10 protein-coding genes and 8 pseudogenes are annotated in these 17,729 nt (G+C 51.6%); 15 read left to right on the forward strand and 3 right to left on the reverse strand.

Annotated elements, in window-relative coordinates; all coding sequences use genetic code 11:
• Positions 1-289 precede the first annotated feature (289 nt).
• The 10 genes and pseudogenes from ptsG to JZM30_RS14185 form a co-directional block, all read left to right on the forward strand.
• Positions 290-1,697 (forward strand): annotated as a pseudogene (ptsG, locus tag JZM30_RS14145) (PTS glucose transporter subunit IIBC).
• 185 nt (positions 1,698-1,882) lie between these two features.
• Entirely contained in the window at positions 1,883-2,233 is a 351-nt protein-coding gene (hinT, locus tag JZM30_RS14150; RefSeq protein ID WP_252319477.1) for a purine nucleoside phosphoramidase, read from the forward strand.
• Between the two features lie 57 nt (positions 2,234-2,290).
• Complete coding sequence (locus JZM30_RS14155) at positions 2,291-2,461, forward strand: putative periplasmic lipoprotein (RefSeq protein WP_252319479.1); 171 nt, start codon at positions 2,291-2,293, stop codon at positions 2,459-2,461.
• Between the two features lie 16 nt (positions 2,462-2,477).
• Complete coding sequence (locus JZM30_RS14160) at positions 2,478-2,615, forward strand: hypothetical protein (protein ID WP_252319481.1); 138 nt, start codon at positions 2,478-2,480, stop codon at positions 2,613-2,615.
• Positions 2,616-2,635: 20 nt separating this feature from the next.
• Positions 2,636-3,214 carry a penicillin-binding protein activator LpoB gene (lpoB, locus tag JZM30_RS14165; RefSeq protein WP_252319483.1) on the forward strand — a complete coding sequence of 193 codons (579 nt, stop codon included), beginning with the start codon at positions 2,636-2,638 and terminating at the stop codon, positions 3,212-3,214.
• A gap of 256 nt (positions 3,215-3,470) precedes the next feature.
• Positions 3,471-4,061 carry a phosphotransferase gene (locus tag JZM30_RS14170; RefSeq protein ID WP_252319485.1) on the forward strand — a complete coding sequence of 197 codons (591 nt, stop codon included), beginning with the start codon at positions 3,471-3,473 and terminating at the stop codon, positions 4,059-4,061.
• Between the two features lie 150 nt (positions 4,062-4,211).
• Positions 4,212-4,754 (forward strand): alpha/beta hydrolase YcfP, encoded by a 543-nt coding sequence (gene ycfP, locus JZM30_RS14175; RefSeq protein ID WP_252319487.1) that lies wholly within the window; start codon positions 4,212-4,214, stop codon positions 4,752-4,754.
• A 302-nt stretch (positions 4,755-5,056) separates the two neighbouring features.
• A complete protein-coding gene (locus JZM30_RS24345; RefSeq protein WP_368858840.1) occupies positions 5,057-5,215 on the forward strand; it encodes an NAD-binding protein in 159 nt (52 codons plus the stop codon).
• A 15-nt stretch (positions 5,216-5,230) separates the two neighbouring features.
• A pseudogene (locus JZM30_RS14180) lies at positions 5,231-6,363 on the forward strand (NAD(P)/FAD-dependent oxidoreductase).
• 333 nt (positions 6,364-6,696) lie between these two features.
• Positions 6,697-7,233 (forward strand): annotated as a pseudogene (locus tag JZM30_RS14185) (glycine zipper 2TM domain-containing protein); the annotation flags it as partial.
• A 205-nt stretch (positions 7,234-7,438) separates the two neighbouring features.
• Here the strand turns inward: JZM30_RS14185 and yegD are convergent.
• Positions 7,439-8,723, reverse strand: a pseudogene (gene yegD, locus JZM30_RS14190) (molecular chaperone).
• A 171-nt stretch (positions 8,724-8,894) separates the two neighbouring features.
• A pseudogene (locus tag JZM30_RS14195) lies at positions 8,895-9,634 on the reverse strand (helix-turn-helix transcriptional regulator).
• Positions 9,635-9,731: 97 nt separating this feature from the next.
• On the opposite strand from JZM30_RS14195, the pseudogene JZM30_RS14200 reads away from it, so the two are divergent.
• From JZM30_RS14200 to JZM30_RS14215, 5 genes and pseudogenes are all read left to right on the forward strand, one after another.
• Positions 9,732-11,083, forward strand: a pseudogene (locus JZM30_RS14200) (MFS transporter).
• Between the two features lie 583 nt (positions 11,084-11,666).
• Positions 11,667-12,080, forward strand: coding sequence for a GNAT family N-acetyltransferase (locus JZM30_RS14205; RefSeq protein WP_252319489.1), 414 nt, complete (start codon positions 11,667-11,669; stop codon positions 12,078-12,080).
• Complete coding sequence (locus JZM30_RS14210; RefSeq protein ID WP_252319491.1) at positions 12,073-12,564, forward strand: PAS domain-containing protein; 492 nt, start codon at positions 12,073-12,075, stop codon at positions 12,562-12,564. The genes JZM30_RS14205 and JZM30_RS14210 overlap by 8 nt, the downstream gene beginning before the upstream one ends.
• Positions 12,565-12,570: 6 nt before the next feature.
• Positions 12,571-12,765 carry a helix-turn-helix transcriptional regulator gene (locus JZM30_RS24350; protein WP_367115883.1) on the forward strand — a complete coding sequence of 65 codons (195 nt, stop codon included), beginning with the start codon at positions 12,571-12,573 and terminating at the stop codon, positions 12,763-12,765.
• Positions 12,762-14,053: pseudogene (locus tag JZM30_RS14215) on the forward strand (cytosine permease). The gene JZM30_RS24350 and the pseudogene JZM30_RS14215 overlap by 4 nt, the downstream one beginning before the upstream one ends.
• A 124-nt stretch (positions 14,054-14,177) precedes the next feature.
• Here JZM30_RS14215 and mfd read toward each other — a convergent pair.
• Positions 14,178-17,624 (reverse strand): annotated as a pseudogene (mfd, locus tag JZM30_RS14220) (transcription-repair coupling factor).
• Positions 17,625-17,729 lie beyond the last annotated feature (105 nt).

The following is a 17,729-nucleotide window of genomic DNA, read 5'->3' on the forward strand; positions in this document are numbered from 1 at the left end:
TTTTTGTGCTGCGTAGTTAATTGACGCTCATCTGTGCGCTGGTTGGTGGTTTCGCCACCAGTGACAGAGGTTCTGCCCGTCTGTTACGTACATAAATAGCGATTTTGTGCGCTACTCGACCTGTTGGCGCAATGAAACGTGATAGTAGTCAAACATTGAATGACCCATTTATTTTACTCTGCGTAAAAATTAAAAGAGGGATAAATCCCTCAAATAACAAATGGTATCCTCCCCGTCTTTTGTTGCTATAACGCCGTAAAAGCACTATTACTCAGGAGCACACTCAATTATGTTCAAGAATGCATTTGCCAACCTGCAAAAAGTAGGTAAGTCGCTGATGCTGCCTGTTTCCGTACTGCCCATTGCAGGTATCCTGCTGGGTGTCGGATCGGCCAACTTCAGCTGGCTGCCGGCCATCGTCTCAAGCGGGTGACTCCGTATTTGCCAATATGCCACTGATTTTTGCCATCGGCGTTGCCCTCTATTTTACCCATAATGATGGGGTTTCCGCGCTGGCGGCCGTTGTTGCCTACGGCATTATGGTGAAGACGATGGCAGCGGTGGCTCCACTCGTGCTGCAACTGCCGCCTGAGGTGATCATCAAAGAACACCTGGCGGATACCTGGGTGCTCGGTGGGATCATCGCTGGTGCGATTGCGGCCTACATGTTTAACCGTTTCTACCGTATCCAGTTGCCAGAACACCTGGGCTTTTTTGCCGTTAAACGCTTTGTGCCGATCATCTCTGGTCTGACAGCGATTATCACCGGTGTGGTGCTCTCCTTTATATGGCCACCGGTAGGGACCGCAATCCAAACGTTCTCACACTGGGCTGCTACCAGAACCCGGTACTGGCATTTGGCCTGTACGGTATTGTTGAGCACTCGTTGGTGCCGTTTGGCTTGCACCATATCTGGAATGTGCCGTTCCAGATGCAGATCGGTGAATTCACCAACGCGGCGGGCCAGGTGTTCCACGGTGACATCCCTCGTTACATGGCCGGTGACCCGACTGCGGGTAAACTGGCGGGTGGCTTACTGTTCAAAATGTACGATCTGCCGGCGGCGGCGATTGCCATTTGGCATTCCGCCAAGCCGGAAAATCGCGGGCATTATGCTCTCTGCGGCATTGACCTCGTTCCTGACTGGGATCACTGAACCGATTGAGTTCTCCTTCCTGTTTGTGGCACCGATCCTCTACGTGATCCATGCCATTCTGGCGGGCCTGGCGTTCCCCATCTGTATCCTGCTGGGCATGCGCGATGGCACCAGTTTCTCCCACGGTTTGATTGACTTCGTAGTACTGAGCGGCAACGGCAGCAATCTGTGGCTGTTCGCGATCGTTGGCCTGCGCTACGCGCTGGCTTACTACACCATCTTCCGTGTACTGATTGCCAAACTGAACCTGAAAACGCCGGGCCGCGAAGAGAGCACCTCTGAACAGTCTGCGCAGAACAATAATGAAATGGCGGCTGCGCTGGTGACTGCCTTTGGTGGCAAAGAAAACATTACCAATCTGGATGCCTGTATTACGCGTCTGCGCGTGAGCGTCGGTGATGTCGCCAAAGTGGATCAGGCAGGCCTCAAAAAACTGGGTGCAGCTGGCGTTGTTGTTGCGGGCTCCGGTGTACAGGCAATTTTTGGTACTAAATCTGACAACCTGAAAACGGATATGGATGATTACATCCGTAATCACTGATTCGTTGTTCGGGGAGTGATAAAGGGAGCGTAAGCTCCTTTTTTTATTGGGCGCTAACCTGTGGTGAAAAAGCCGCAATTCAAACATCTGAACAAGAAAAAACAGAAAGAAGGTTGAAAGCAACCGAAAGTGTCACTCATACTGCCGTAACCATTCGGCGTTACACGTTTATAAGGAACTCAAACATGGCTGAAGAAACCATTTTCAGTAAAATTATCCGCCGGGAAATTCCTTCCGACATCGTCTATCAGGATAAACTGGTGACGGCCTTTCGTGACATCGCGCCTCGCACGCCAACGCACGTTTTGATCGTGCCTAACGTATTGATTCCGACCGTAAACGATGTTTTGCCTGAGCACGAACAGGCACTGGGAAGATTGTTCATCGTCGCCAGCAAGATTGCGCGCGACGATGGCATTGATGAAGACGGTTATCGTCTGATCGTTAATTGCAATCGCCATGGCGGCCAGGAGGTCTATCATATTCATATGCACCTGCTGGGTGGACGTCCTCTGGGGCCATTGTTGTCGGACTAACTTCATGAACTTCCAGATTGTGCGCGGCCTGTTATCTGCTGTCTTGGGGGCCGTCGCGTGTTCCAGCCCCCCGTGTTGACCATCAATGAGCGGCAAACGTTAGTGCTTGATGCCTCTCTACTGTACACTGGGATTACGGCATCAAAACCTGCTCTGACCACGCGCAGTGAGGGCGGAAGTGCTTGGGCGGTACTGCGCAATACGTCATCCCAGGCGGTGACGGTGTAGTACCGCTTCTACTGGTATGACGGAAAGAGGGTTGGATGTGCTGCCTTATGACGATGTGCGCAGCGTTCTGGTTCAGGCGCAGAGCGAAGTGCGTATTTCTGGCGCGCACGAGGGGCAGAATGTTCAGCAAGTCCGCCTCCATCTGTTTCTGTAAAAGTGTTTAGAGAGGAACGCATGAAAAAGTATCTTGTGCTGCTTTTCGGGGCGATGGTGTTGACCGGTTGTATGACCCGTCCGCCAGAGCAACAGCCACCGGCGCAGATCGAACCGGTGCAACCGTCACAGTCGGAAGTGGTCACGCCGCCGCCGGGGCAGCCGGTGCCTACGCCTCCGAAAATTCAAACCCTGAACTGGGAAGGAAGCGTCGGGCCCTTAGTGGCACAAATGCGACAGGCCAGCGGCGTAGCACCTGGCAGTATCCTGCTGATTGACAGAGTGAAGAACAACACCAACGGCTCACTGCCGGTCGCGAAGGCGACAGCGGCGATTTATGATGCGCTGGCGAACGGCAACGCGTTCACGCTGGTGCCATGTGAACAGGTGGCCGTGGCGAAACAGACGTTGGGGTTATCAGCAGAGGACAGTCTGGGCTCGCGCACTAAGGCGATTGGCCTGGCGCGCTACGTGAGCGCGCAGTATGTGCTCTACAGCGATGTAAGCGGTGATGTGAAAACCCCACAGTTGGACATGCAGCTGATGCTGGTGCAAACCGGTGAAATCGTGTGGTCGGGAAATGGTGCCGTCCAACAGTAAATTGGTTCTTGAACGTCTGCTTGCGCAACACTTTCCGGCGGTTGATACCGCTGGTTTTCATTTCTAAGCTGTGAACGGTTCGGGACGCGGCTGTTGGCGCGTTCGCGTGGGCGATCGTCAATTGCTAGCGCGGCCACAAACCACCGAGGCGGCGCAGTTGGGCGTATTCAGGCAACGTGAATACCGGGTGTTACGCTAACTCTCTGCACGGCAGTTGGCTCCTAAGCCAGTTGTCTACCGCGACGGTTGTCTCATCGTGGAATGGGCCGCAGGGGCTACGGTGTCTGCGCAGGATTTTTCAGGCTTATTGGAAAACGGATCGCTGGCACAACTGCTCAGCCAGCTTCACTGCCAGCCGTGTTGTGGCTTTCGTTTGAATTTACCGGCGCAGTTTATCCATCATTGGCAAAATATGGATCCGCGTCGACGCTCGCCAGCGTTACTGCGCTGGCACCACCATTTTCAGCGTATTGCGCAGCCTGACTTGCTCGCGTGGGCACCGTTGCATCTAGACGTACATAGCGAGAATGTGTTGATCACGCCGCAGGGGGCGCTGCTGCTTATCGATTGGGAATACGCCGCCGATGGAGATATTGGACTGGAACTGGCGCTGTTGGTGCGTGGCAATGGGCTTGACGTTGAGTCGCAACGGCGCTTGCTGCGAACCTACCAGCAGCAGCGGCCCGGTTTGTGCGCGCAGGCGTTGAACACATCGGTTCAACAGTGGCTGCCCTGGGCCGATTATCTTATTCTGATGTGGTGTGAGGTGTGCTGGCATCAAGCGGGACAAACGGCGTTTTTAGCGGCAGGTTCGGCATCGCGTCGTGCTCTTGGGCTAAACACGTAATCCGGGCGAATAATCTAGGCACTGTGTGCCAGATAACCTGTCATCGCTCAATGCAGGCACAATCCATCAGGTGTATTATCAAAAAAGCGTTTGCTTGTTGTGATAGGCGGTGACGTCTGGCGTTGGTCGTATCCGGAGGATGAGATTCAGATGATTATCTACTTGCATGGCTTTGATTCCACTAGCCCTGGCAACCATGAAAAAGTGTTGCAGTTGCAGTTTATTGACCAGGACGTTGAGCTGCCGAGTTATAGTACGCTTCATCCACGGCATGATATGCAACATTTGCTCAAACAAGTCGACAAGCTGATCCAGCGTGCGCAGGACGAGCGGCCGCTGATTTGCGGTGTAGGGCTGGGCGGCTTTTGGGCCGAACGTATCGGCTTTTTATGTGATATTCGCCAGGTCATTTTTAATCCAAATCTGTTCCCGCAAGAGAACATGGCAGGAAAAATCGACAGGCCCGAAGAGTATGCGGACATTGCCACCAAGTGTGTCGCTAATTTCTGTGAGAAGAATCGCGACCGCTGTCTGACTGTGCTGTCGCGCAACGATGAAATTCTCGATAGCCAGCGCAGTGCCGCATTGTTGGGATCGCTCTATGAAGTCATTTGGGACGACATCCAGACGCATAAATTCAAGAGTATCTCGCCGCATCTTCAGCGCATTAAAGCGTTTAAAACGCTCGGTTAATCGATAACAACTCTACCCCCACCTTTTTCCCTGCCACGGCGTTTGATGTTCCTCGTCTAACGTCGTGTGTCCTATACTGATATCAGCACCTGCAAAATAATTTGATGAATTCAAAAGGAAATTTTTTGCCGCGAATCAAGCGGATAAAAAATAAATTGATATATCAATTTTGGTATGATCAAATGACCTGACGTGCTATTCTTCCCACAGATTTGGCATTTAACTTATGAGAACCATATGTAATATAAGGATATTATTTTTTTACGCCTTATTAACTATTGGTTAACAATCAAGTGGTCGTTTTGACATCAGCACTTAAAAAAATTGTTATTGTCGGCGGTGGTGCCGGCGGTTTGGAATTAGCCACCAGCCTGGGCCATAAGCTGGGGCGTAAAAGCAAAGCTGAGATCACCTTGGTTGATCGTAATCAAAGTCATTTATGTAAACCGCTGCTGCACTAAGTGGCAACAGGTTCGATGGATGATGACATTGACGCGCTGAGCTATCTGGCACATGCGCGCAACCATGGCTTCCATTTTCAGTTAGGCACGCTGATGGAATCGATCGTGACAGTCAATGTATTCGACTGGCCGAAATCGATAACGATCAGGGTGAAATGCTGGTAGCTGAACGTTCGCTGCCCTATGACATTCTGGTGATCGCGCTAGGCAGTATCTCCAACGATTTCGGCACCACAGGCGTTAAAGACAATTGTATTTTTCTCGACAGCCCCAAACAGGCGCGCCGTTTCCACAATGAAATGCTAAACCTGTTCCTGAAATTTACCTCAAACGCTAATGACGACAAGGAAAAGGTCAACATTGCTATCGTCGGCGGCGGTGCAACTGGAGTGGAACTCTCCGCAGAACTGCATAATGCGGTGAAGCAACTGCACAGCTACGGTTTTGACGGGCTGGATAATCAGGCACTGAACGTCACGCTGGTAGAAGCCGGGGAGCGCATTTTGCCCGCGTTGCCGCCGCGCATTTCTGCCACAGCACATCAGGAGTTGACCAATATCGGTGTACGTGTTCTGACCAAAACGATGGTCACGGAAGCGAAACCCGGTGGTTTACACACCAAAGAGGGCGAGTTTATCGAAGCCGATTTGATGGTGTGGGCCGCTGGGATTAAAGCACCCGATGCCATGAAAGAGATTGCCGGTCTGGAAACCAACCGCATCAATCAACTGGTGGTGGAACCGACGCTGCAAACCACGCGCGATCCGAATACCTATGCCATCGGCGACTGCGCATCGTGCCTGCAACCCAGCGGCAGCGTTGTCCCGCCGCGTGCCCAGGCGGCGCACCAGATGGCGACACGTTGCTATCACAATATCCTCGCCCAGCTCAATGGCCAGGCGCTGAAGCCTTATGTTTACAAGGATCACGGTTCGTTGGTGTCGCTGTCTAAATTCAGCACCGGCGGCAGTCTGATGGGTAACCTGATGCGTGGATCGGTGATGGTGGAAGGACGCATTGCGCGTGCGGTGTATATATCACTGTACCGTATGCACCAGATTGCCTTGCACGGCTACACCAAAACCGGGTTGATGATGCTGGTGGGCGGTATTAACCGCGTGATTCGTCCGCGCTTGAAAATGCATTAACCGACGGGGTTCTACAACGTGCTGCCGGTTGTGGTGGCACGTTGCCCGGTCCTGAAGGGCTAGAATTTAGCGCTTTTCCACTCTCAGAATAACATCTCGCCTTAACGCCAATTACCCCCTAAGAAAAATCCCAAATAACCGCATTTTATTAACATCTACGCTTTTGGTTAACTAATCTGATTGTCACTTTTTCTCTTCGAATGCACACTTTTGCCAGTTATCAACGAAACAACGCACGCCGTAATGGCTGGTACCGACGTTAAGGGCACTATCCTCTGACGCCCATGGATACAGCGAATAAAGCAGGTGCGAGCGGTCATTCAGGAGGTTTCTGTGAACAAATCCATGTTAGCGGGGGTGGGTATCGGTGTGGCTGCTGCTCTAGGCGTAGCGGCGGTAGCCAGCATGGAGGTCTTTTCACCCGAGCCGCAGTTTGCTCAGGTTATTTCGGCAACACCCATTAAAGAAACGGTGAAAACACCGCGTCAGGAGTGCCGTGATGTCAGCGTAACCCATCGTCGTCCGGTGCAAGATGAGAATCGTCTGGCGGGGTCGGTGCTTGGCGCGGTGGCCGGTGGCGTATTGGGTCATAAGGTCGGCGGTGGTCGAGGCAAGGATATTGCCACGGTCGCAGGGGCTCTGGCGGGCGGGTATGCAGGCAATCAGGTTCAGGGCCATATGCAGAACAATGATACCTACACCACGACGCAACAGCGTTGCCAGACGGTATATGACAAATCCAAGAAAGTGCTGGGCTATGACATCACTTACAAAATTGGCGCGCAGCAAGGCAAGATCCGCATGGATCGCGATCCCGGCACCCAAATCCCGTTGGACAGAAATGGGCAACTGGTACTGAACCAAAAGGCTAAGTGGAAATCTGACACGCCCCTCTGGGCGTGTCAGAGTGATGGGAAAATCACTTTCCCTGTAACCCTCGGCGAAAGCCGGGAATCTCTGGCCGAATGAACGCGTTTAGCCTGTACGAGATTCCTGCCTTCGCGGGAATGACTGGGAGTAGGCGGGATGAGAGTTTTGGGTGGGGTTGTCAGCAACCTCACGCGTTACTCACCGTTTAACGCGGAAACAGCAATTCTGCCCAGCGTGCCAATCCGGCGGCGACGGAACCAAAATCATCGCCGCTGGCGATAGTCACATCAGGCAATGTTTGTTGTACCGCCAGACGCAATTGCGGCGAGCGCGCACTGCCGCCGGTCAGATAGACGACATCTGGACGTGTTCCACTGTCATCCAACGCCTGGCGAATCTGGGTTTGAATCTGCGATACAGGCTGAGCAATCGCCTGAACCATCTCTTCAGCAGAGACGCGTGTTTCTAGCGCGGTTTCGATAAACGCCAGTGCAGCATATGTCAAAGGCTTATCGGATAAGGCAATTTTGCAGGCTTCTGCTTGTTGCACCAAGCGGTAGCTCAAGCGTTGCTGCCAGACGCTCAATAAGCGTTTGACCTGTGCCGGTTCACGCGCATCGCGGATCATCTCGTTGATCAAAGTGCGGGTTGCATTGTTGTAAAAAGCACTCTGCGCCGGCACATCGTTAATGGCGACCGCATTCCACCAAGGCAAGGTCGGCAGGGCAATGCCTTTTTCCGTCATGCCATTCATGCCGAGCAGCGGCATAAACTGTTTGAAGGCCAGTTGGATATCGAGATCGTTGCCGCCAGTACGGCATCCGCTGTGTCCCAGCAGGCTGTCGTGGCGCTCTTTCTTGCGGTGCCACGCAGGCCCCATCAGCAGCATCGAGCAGTCGGTGGTCCCCCCGCCGATATCGACTACTAGCACCCGCGTTTCCTGTTGTAGCGTCGTTTCAAAATCCAGCCCGGCGGCGACAGGCTCAAACTGAAATTCGATCTCACGAAACCCGGCGCTGGTAGCTGCGCGCTCAAGAATGTCCTGTTATGGCATCTCCCGCCTGCAGCTCCGCCTGCTGGCGAATATGCAACATCATGGCGCACACCAGATCTTCAAAAAAGGCGATCTGCTGCGGTTTCAGCCCTACCGCCCCCAAGAATGACTTGGGGGATTTCACGAACCACACTTCTTGCGGGTCATCCATATAACGCGCCAGCGCCGCTTGTCCGAAGTGTACGCTGTGGGTGTCAACGGCAATATCTTCATCGCGGTTATAGCTGATGGCGCGCCGCAGCAGTTGCGCATTTTCGCCTTGGGCATCCACTTGATGATGACGCCACAACCATTCGCTGACGGCTTCACGTGTCGGTGCGCACAGCATGGATGAGAGATAGGGAGAGTTGTTTTCCAGTGGTAACAGGCGCGGCGTGCCATTTTGCATCAGTGCAACGGAACAGTTGGCCGTGCCGTAGTCAAAGCCGATAAACATGTCATACCTCCCGGTAACAAGAAAAAGGCGGGGATTTTACTGCGTGTGAAGCGACTTGTATAGAGGTACTCCTGTTCAAGGTGCGATGGATTGTGTCTCCAGCCATCGTTACCGCTTTATTCAATCGTTGGGCTGTTGTTGTGCATACACCACCAGCTGTAGATGCCGGTCTTAATCCACCGTTAGCGAGGTGTGCTCGAAGGGAGTGGGCTGACCGTCTATGACCAGCTTGCGCACGCCGCTACAGGACGCATGAACGTCGTGCTGCCGCCACAGTGTTTGAATTCGGGTGACACTCGCTCCAGGTCATTCACCAGTTCGCGAATATCGGCTTCCTGCGTGCCGCGCGTGAAGTCGTGGCGGAAGCTCGATAGCATCAGCGGCGCTTGTTCCTCCCAGGCGTCCATACGTTGACGCAGCAGTGGATCGGTGAACAGCATCCACAGTAAGTTGCGCCGTTCGGGCGCGTGCTTGCTGAAGCTGAAAAGCGTATCGGCCGGAGCATTGAAGCCCAGTATGTCCCAGCGCAAGTTGAGCACAAAGGCCGGATGTGGCAGGTCGTGCATCAGGCGTCGCACCAATGGCGGTAGCACACACCAGGTTTTGCCCGGTTCTGCGGGGGGGCGTTCGTGGGCTAACAGATACAGGTGCCTGCGCTGGGCCGCATCCAGTTTAAGCACCCGAGCCAGATTATCGAGAAAGCTGGCCGATACTCCGATATCACGCTCTTGTTCCAACCAGGTGTACCAGGTCAGGCCAACACCTGCGAGCGCGGCAACCTCCTCACGTCGGAGTCCCGGCGTGCGGCGTCGATTACCGCTGGGTAGACCGACCTCGGCGGGAGAAAGGCGCTCACGGTGCGTGCGGAGGAAAGCCGCCAAGTCGGGGCTGGTTCGTTCCAGAGTTCGCATTGTTTATCTCGTTATTTTAGTAATAGCATAAGGTATTAAATTGTAATCGTTTAAAAAGAATTTGAGAATGATCGCTTCTTGATTTTGGAAGCGCAATATGAACACAAATTCTTGTTGTACACTTTCGTCCGAGCGTGCCGCCAGTGGCCCACCGTGGCTGGGGTTGTCCGTGCTGTTGTTAGCCGGTTTCATGACCATCTTCGACCTGTTCGTGGTCAATGTGGCTATCCCGAGTATGCAAACAGGGATGGACGCGAGCTTTTCACAGGTCGGTTTTATCGTGTCTGGCTATGAGTTGGCCTTCGGTGTCTTGATCATCACCGGCGGGCGACTGGGTGATCGGTTTGGTCGCCGTAAATTGTTTATTGTCGGCATGGCGGGCTTCACCCTGGCATCAGTGCTATGCGGTCTGGCACCGAGCGCAGGTTTTTTGAACGGGGCGCGGGCGTTGTAAGGCTTGGCCGCCGCCTTGCTGTTTCCTCAGGTCTATGCATCCATCCGTGTCAATTTCAGCGGGGATAACAGCCGCCGTGCCTTTGGCCTGTTAGGAATGACGCTCGGTTTGTCTGCGATTGCGGGTCAGGTGCTAGACGGCTGGATGGTGCATGCCGATCTGTTCGGACTGAGCTGGCGCAGCATCTTTCTCATCAATGTACCTATTGGAATGTTTGCCATCGGTGCTGCGCGCTGCATTCCTGAAACTCGTGCGCCACAATGTTCTGCCCTGGATGGGAATAGCGTTGTACAGCAATGGCGCTGCTTGCATTGTTTTACCGGCAGCAGGAACGGCGGCGGGTGCGCGGTGGGACCCCTCTTATCGATATGCAGTTGCTATCGCAACGCCGTTTTGCGTTGGGGGCTGTGCTGGTGTTGCTGGTTTATTCGACGTCAAGTTCCTTCTTTTTATGTTTTGCATTGCTGATGCAAACCGGGCTGGGTCTTGATCCTCTGGTGGCGGGCAGTATCTTTGCTCCCCGCAGCTTGGGTTTTATGCTGGCGTCGCTGGCTGCACCGAGACTGGTGTCACGCTTTGGCACGCATGCGATCGTGGTGGGTGCGTTGGTCTATATGCTTTCCATCGGGGGGATGATCGTGCAGGTGAGCATGGCGGGAGCGGCGTTAGTTGCTGTGCGACTCATTCCCGCGCTGATTATGGTCGGTGTCGGTCAGGGATTCATCATGACGCCGTTGCTAAATGTGGTGCTGGGCTTTGTCGATAAAACTCAGGCTGGTATGGCATCTGGTGTGGTTTCTACGGTACAGCAGGTGGGCGCGGCGCTGGGGGTGGCGGGTGTTGGCATTCTGTTTGGTGAGGTGCTGACTACCGGTGGGGGCACGGTAGCACAAGCAGGCCAGTACGCTGATGCTTTTGTGATGGGAATGTTCTATAACCTGGGTGCGGCCATGCTGGTCTATGTGCTATTGCTATTGCTGGCTAAAACACGGTAGTGGGTGAGGGAAGGTGCGCTTCCCGCAGCGCTTGAGCGTTATCTTGGCGGTATTATCCATTTACCGTGAAGGATAAATAGTCCATTACGTCATTAGTGTCATCATTTTTCTATAAATAATAACGCATGGTATGTTCATTAATGCGTTATTATTTTCCCCGGCGTTTCCATTATTAATTAAAAACTGGCAGTCATTGAAATAGTTATAGTCATGATTATGATAGCTATTGTCCAACATACTCAACTGATGAAAACTACAGTGCAAAAAAACGTAATCATGAGACTATGAAAGGCTAGAGAGTATTTATGATAGTCATTAAGAAACAAAACGGAATATCATCTCAGCTCTGTCTTTAATGTGTAAAACAGCTACTTTTCTGTGACGACTTGGCGCCCTGTCAGTACAGGTAAATCAGGTGATACTGATTGGCGCCAATATCGCAAACTATTCCTGACATGTTGAACCCTATGAACACGTTAGTAAGTGGTTGGTATTTTATATTTATTTAAACATTGGATAGTTTTATGCCGTTAAGATTCATTCAGTGAACTACGTGAGTTATTAGCAACCACAAGGGGGAACGATGAATTACCTATTACACTGCACACCTGATGAAAATGAAGAGAAACAGACACTTGATGGTTTATGGAAACATAATGATCATTTTGCACCTGTTGACATTCAACCATTGCGAATCACGGTTAAAGATGAATCAGATAACATAAAGGGGGGAATAATAGCCAGAACATGGTGGGGTGGATTAGACATTCAATACCTTTGGGTTGCGGCAGAATATCAAAAAAACGGCGTTGGGCGAGAATTGATGCTAATGGCTGAGCGTGAGGCGATAAAAAGAGATTGCCATTTTTCTTATGTTGATACATTCAGCTTTCAGGCACGTGGGTTTTATATAAAGTTGGGCTATTCGGAATATGGTAGTCTTGATGGCTTTTTTATGAAATTTTCAAGGCACTACTTGGTAAAGCAACTTGGCTGATTTTAAGGGGGATATGTGCGTTGCAGCAGATTTTTCTAGAGCCATTTCGCTAATAGAAAATCTTGATGAGCCATGGGGGATAAAAGATGCTGAATCGAGGCATGTCTATCTCAACCTTGCTGCAAGACGGTACACTAATACACCAAAAAATTTTTCAGTTGAAGGTCGGCATGATATTGAGTTTCCAACAGCATGGCATGAATTATATCTTGATTTGATTAAACACGATCAAGACACAATGAGCAGTAAAAAAAGCGTTAGCGTATTCGAAGTACACTGTTGGAACGGTAATGATAAACCGATTGCTTACATTAGCACAAAAATCCCCACTTATGATGATTTTAATAAATGTATAGGTATTCTTTGGGATGCCAAGCCGGCATGCTGTATTCACCCTATTCTAAAGTCATTAAATAAAAGTAACTATGAAATAACATCAACAGGAATCGGTCTGGTAACAGAAAAAGAACTCGAAGTGATTTAGTTACTTATTCATGGGTATTCACGCAAGGAGATATCACGTATTCTTAATATAACCTCACGCACGGTAAATTATAGAGTGCATTCGGTTTTTGATAAGCTTGACATACATAATATAGCACAACTACGTGCAATTTATGTTGACCAAGATATAGGCGACTTTATCCCGACAGCAATTTTAAAAATGGGTGTTTATAATTTATGAAAAGAAATGAAAATCACTCATACAGTCGAGTGCAACCTGAATGCCGCTTACCATTATTAGGCATAATGCTGGTCCATGCTGGTATGTTAACTGCGCTTGATCAATTTATGCTAGGGGCGATTCTGGGTCACTCGATGACCCTACAGGACGCTTTGTCGCCATTACGATGGCGAGTATTGTATTTGGTGCTATTACCTTCGCACTGGGCTATGCTGGAATTAAGGAAGGATTAACCGTTACCCTACTTGCGCGTTTGTCAGGCTTCGGGCGAGTTGGATCGGTATTGATCAGTGCAATCGTAGCCGTCAGTCTGTTAGGGTGGTTCGGTGTACAAAATGCAGTGTTTGCCAAAGGCATCGATCATGCATTGAATGGAATGCTAGGGTTTGAGTTCTCTGCCGCATTATCAGGCTTATTTATTACTTTCCTCGTCGCATTTGGTATTAGAGCGATTAAAACTGCCGCCTCAATTGCTGTTCCAATATTCATTGCTGTTATCGCTTTTATTTCTATTCAAATTCTTTCCAATCTTAATGTAACAACTCTTTTTCACACTGCGCCACAGGGAGAGCCTTTAACAATAGCTAATGCAATAACCATTATTATTGGAGGTTGTATTGTGGCCGCATTGATGACTCCCGATATAACACGCTATGCTAAAAAAACATCTCATGTTTTTTCAATAACGTTGTTTACCATCTTTGCAGGTGAATTTGTTATTAATGGGTTAGCCATCATGCTAGCCAGGGCGCTTAACACAGAAGATGTTGTCACCATCATGACATAAACAACCGCAGGCATTGGATTATTAGCGGTCATTTTTTCGACGTTGAGAGTCAATGATTTGAATCTTTACTCTTCATCGCTAAGCATTGCAAATGCCGTTGAGATTCTCACAGGTAAAAAAGTAAGTTATACCATTATTACGATTGTAATTGGCATCACAGGGACTGTATTTTCGATACTAGGAATACTCGATAGGTTTATCAATTTCCTGACACTGTTAGGCATTATTTTCCCACCCGTCGTTGGCGTGATGATTGTGGGATATTTTTGCGTAAAGGAGAATGCTGAAAAACTGAATCAGTCTCGTGATGCCAACACCTTGCCCGGGGATGACATCACGCCACTAATAGGTTGGGACGCTATTTTTTGCTGTTTGTTAGGGAGCTTTGTGGGGGCAATAGATAGATGTGGTGTGCCCGCTATTAACTCATTATTGGTTGCTATGGTTTCTTATTGGGGAATTTATAAGTTTAAATTTTTTACCAGCACTGTTTACAGCTAATACAGCATGGGCCTTTTGCTGACGTTGTAGTCTCCCTAACGTTAGTTTTAGTGCAGTGTGTATACGTTATATCCAACCCCGCACACAGTGGTGGCTAAGCGATAGTAGCCACCACTGTGCAGGCTTATGCCGCCAAGGTGTGCTGAGCCATGTCAGTCAGAAGTCCAGCAATGAAGTCGATACGCTCTGGCCTTTCGCTGAGGTCTTTAATAAATTTCAAGCGGGTAGGGCCATCCAAACGATAGACGCGAGGATCGCGCTGTAACAGGCCAATCAGGTGTGCAGGATCGACCCTGTTATGGGCACTAAACTCGATAAATCCGCCTTTTTCGTTGCCCTCGATACGTTTGATGCCTAGCGATTGCGCGTGCTGGCGCAGCGCGGCAATCTGCAACAGATGGCGCGTGGCATCCGGCAGGGTACCAAAGCGATCGATAAGTTCCACTTTCAGCTCTTCCAATGCGCTATCGTCCTTGGCGCTGGCAATGCGCTTGTAGAATGACAGTCGCGTGTTGACGTCAGGGATAAAGGCCTCCGGCAGCAAGGACGGTAGGCGTAATTCCACCTCGGTTTGACTGCTGATCAGATCTTCCAAAGAGGGTTCGCGCCCGGCTTTGAGCGCACCGACCGCGTTTTCCAGCAGATCCATATAGAGCGAAAAACCGACGGTTGTCATTTGCCCGCTTTGATCTTCGCCAAGCAGTTCACCTGCGCCGCGAATCTCCAAATCATGGGTTGCCAGTGCAAAGCCTGCACCCAAATCCTCCAGTGATGCGATGGCTTCCAGCCGTTTGTGCGCATCGGTACTCATCGCCTTCGGATTTGGCGTCAGCAGATAGGCATAGGCCTGATGGTGCGAACGTCCGACGCGCCCGCGCAACTGGTGCAACTGGGCCAAACCGAAATGGTCGGCGCGCTCAATGATGATGGTGTTGGCGCTGGGAATATCGATGCCGGTTTCGATGATGGTTGTGCACACCAGCACGTTAAAGCGCTGATGATGGAAATCGCCCATCACCCGTTCCAGATCCCGTTCGCGCATTTGGCCGTGACCAATCGCGATGCGTGCTTCAGGCACCAACTCCGCCAAGCGTTGAGCGGCTTTCTCGATGTTTTCTACGTCGTTGTAGAGGTAATAAACCTGTCCGCCGCGCAGAATTTCATGCAGCATCGCTTCACGCACCAACAGGCCATCGTACTCGCGAACAAAAGTTTTTACCGCCAGACGGCGCGCGGGCGGTGTGGCAATAATCGAGAGATCGCGCATCCCGCTCATCGCCATGTTGAGAGTACGCGGGATCGGTGTGGCGGTCAGCGTCAGGATATCCACGTTGGCACGCATCGCTTTGATACGCTCTTTGTGGCGCACGCCAAAGCGGTGCTCTTCATCCACAATCAGTAGCCCAAGGTCGCGCCAGTGCACGTCACTTTGCAGCAGTTTGTGGGTGCCAATCAGAATGCCTACCTTGCCTTCCTGCGTTTGTTCCAGCACCTGCGTCTGTTCTTTGGCACTGCGGAAACGGGAGAGCATTTCGATACGAATGGGCCAATTGGCAAAGCGATCGCAGAAATTGTCGTAATGCTGTTGTGCCAGCAGAGTGGTCGGCACCAGCACGGCTACCTGTTTGTGGTTTTCCACCGCGAGGAACGCGGCGCGCATCGCAACTTCGGTTTTACCGAAGCCGACGTCACCGCATACCAGCCGGTCCATTGCCAGCGGCTGACACATATCGCTCAGTACGGCATTGATGGCTTGTGCTTGATCAGGCGTGGTTTCGAACGGGAACCCCTCGCAGAAAAGTTGGTATTGTTTGCGATCGTGCTTAAAGGCAAATCCGCTTTTCGCTGCGCGCTGCGCGTAGATATCCAGTAGTTCGGCTGCCACATCACGTACTTTCTCCGCCGCTTTTTGCCGCGCGCGTGACCAGGCATCGCCGCCCAGTTTGTGTAATGGCGCATTTTCATCGGCCCCACCGGAATAACGGCTGATGAGGTGCAATGACGAAACCGGAACATAGAGTTTATCTTCCCCAGCGTAGGTCAGGATCATGTACTCTGCGGTGATGCCACCGGCTTCCAGCGTCGTGAGGCCGACGTAACGCCCAACGCCGTGCCCCATATGCACCACCGGCTGTCCCGGATGTAGTTCGGCCAAGTTGCGGATCAGTGTATCGGTATTAATGGTGCGACGGCTGTCCTGACGTCGACGTGCAACGCGTTCACCGAGCAGATCGCTTTCACAAATCAAGGCGCGTTGGCGCAGCGTGTCGATAAAACCGTGCTCGCTGGCACCGATAATCAGATAAGCGCCTGGTTTGTCCGCCTGATCCAAACGGGTAATTGGCGTTGGCGCCAGTTTGATGCGTGCCAGTAATTCCTGAAGGGTTTTACGACGCCCCTCGCTTTCAACGGAAAAGATCACCTGTCCGGTAAAACCTTCCAAAAAACGTCGCAGTGCATCCAGCGGCGCTTTGTGCTGGTGCTGGATGGCGATGTCCGGCAGCGTTTGGTAACCGAGGTTGCGGTGCGCTGCTTTTTCCGTCAGCGTTTCTTTGCTGAGCTGACCGCGCGGCCAGGCTTTCAGTTCGCTGAACAACGCATCGACTCGCAACCACAAGGCGTCCGGCGTTAACAGAGGACGCATCTGGTCTACGCGGCGGCTTTCAAAACGTTGTTGAATATCGGCCCAAAAGCGGGTAGCGCTTGCTTCAAGATCGCCCGTATTAACCAGCAGCGTATTGCTGGGGAGATAGCTGAACAGCGTGCTGAGCGGCTGTTCAAAAAACAGCGGTGGCCAATATTCAATGCCCGCAGGCCAGGTACCTTTGCTGACCTGTTGATAAATATGCTCGGCATCACGACGCACTTCAAAGGTTTCGCGCCACTGGCTGCGAAAGCGTTCGATGGCATTTTTGTCGGTAGGGAACTCATGCGCAGGCAGCAGGTTGATTTGTGTCACTTCGTGCAACGTGTGCTGGTTATCAACATCAAATACGCGCAGGCTATCTACGTCATCATCGAAAAAATCGATGCGGTAGGGCTCTTCACTGCCCATGGGGAAGAGGTCCAGCAGCGCACCGCGCGTGGCAAACTCCCCGTGTTCCATTACCTGATCGACACTGCGATAGCCTGCCTGCTCCAACTGCGCGCGCAGTTGGAGCAGGCAGGCGTTGTCCTTTTTTCACCATCAACGCATGACCGTGCAGTTGGTGTGCGGGCACACCAACTGCATTAGCGTATTGACCGGCAACACCAGTACGCCGCGGGTCATTTCAGGGAGGTGATACAGTGTGGAGAGACGCGCCGAGATGATCCCCTGATGCGGCGAGAAACTGTCGTAAGGCAGCGTCTCCCAGTCAGACAACGTGGTGACCGGATGCACCGTAAACTGCTGAAGTTCATCGCGTAGCCGCAGCGCGTTTTGCATATCAGGTGCGATAAGTACAACCGGCCCGGCGTGGCGTTCAATGATGTCGGCACACTCGACGGCGCAGGCAGCGCCGGTTAGTTGGCCTAACAGACGTTGTTCACCCGCTTTTACGGGCAGAGCATAGCGATTTTTTTCAGGCATATTCCGAATATCTGGTGTTGCCCCGTTCCAGCATAATAAAAAGCAGTGTAGGAAGCGGGGTAGGGTTCCATAAAGTGATATGACCCTTTATTATCCTTGATCACT

Origin of the sequence: Candidatus Symbiopectobacterium endolongispinus (assembly GCF_018777385.1) — a bacterium.
GTDB lineage: Bacteria > Pseudomonadota > Gammaproteobacteria > Enterobacterales > Enterobacteriaceae > Symbiopectobacterium > Symbiopectobacterium endolongispinus.